This window comes from Acidisphaera rubrifaciens HS-AP3 (assembly GCF_000964365.1).
GTDB classification, from domain to species: Bacteria; Pseudomonadota; Alphaproteobacteria; order Acetobacterales; family Acetobacteraceae; genus Acidisphaera; species Acidisphaera rubrifaciens.
The window spans coordinates 1-782 of sequence record NZ_BANB01000361.1; the positions used below are offsets into that span (position 1 = coordinate 1).

Annotated in this window: 1 protein-coding gene; it reads left to right on the top strand. The window is 73.9% G+C overall.

Annotated elements, in window-relative coordinates; genetic code table 11:
• Window positions 1-194: 194 nt before the first annotated feature.
• Window positions 195-782: protein-disulfide reductase DsbD domain-containing protein (locus B8460_RS11115; RefSeq protein WP_277813972.1), on the top strand; the 588-nt coding region annotated here is incomplete at its 3' end.

Here is a 782-nt window from a genome sequence, read left to right on the forward strand (position 1 = left end):
AGGCCACCTGTGGCGGCAGGTCGGCGGCAGCGGTCGCGACCGTCGGCGCGGCGAGGGGCGGGGAGTCGCCGGGTGCGGTTCCGGGGGGCGGTTGAGGGATCATCCGTCCCGCGCGTAACACCCGGCGGGCTCGTGCGACAGAGCCTGTGGCTATCCGGCGGGCGCGCGCGGCCGGCATGTGCGGAGTGATCGCGATGATACGCTGGCCTGCCATCTGTCTGTTGCTGCTCGCCGCGACCGGCATAACGCCGGCATGGGCGCTGGAGAGCGCGCCGGTGCGCAGCGATCGCGCCGTTGTGACCCTGATCACCGACACGGATCACGTGGCCGCGGGCACGCAGTTCCGTGCCGGGCTGCAACTGCGCATGGCGCCGGGGTGGCATACGTACTGGCGCAACCCGGGCGACGCGGGCACGACGCCGGAGCTGCACCTGACGCTGCCGGCCGGCGTGACGGCCGGGCCGATCGACTGGCCGGCGCCGCAGATCCTGCGTGAGGGGCCGGTCGTCACCTACAGCTACGAGCACGAAATCGTGCTGCCGGTCACGGTGACGGTCGCCCGCGATGCCGCCCTGCCGCTGCATCTGGCGGCGCATGCGGAGTGGCTGGTGTGCGCCAATATCTGCGTGCCGGAGCAGGGGGATTTCACCCTCGACCTGCCGGCGGGCACGCCCGCGCCGTCGGCGCAGGCGCCGCTGTTCGCCGCCACCGACCGGCTGATCCCGCGTCCGGCGCCGTTCACCGCGCGCGTGGCGCCGGACGGGGTGCTGTCGGTGACGGGG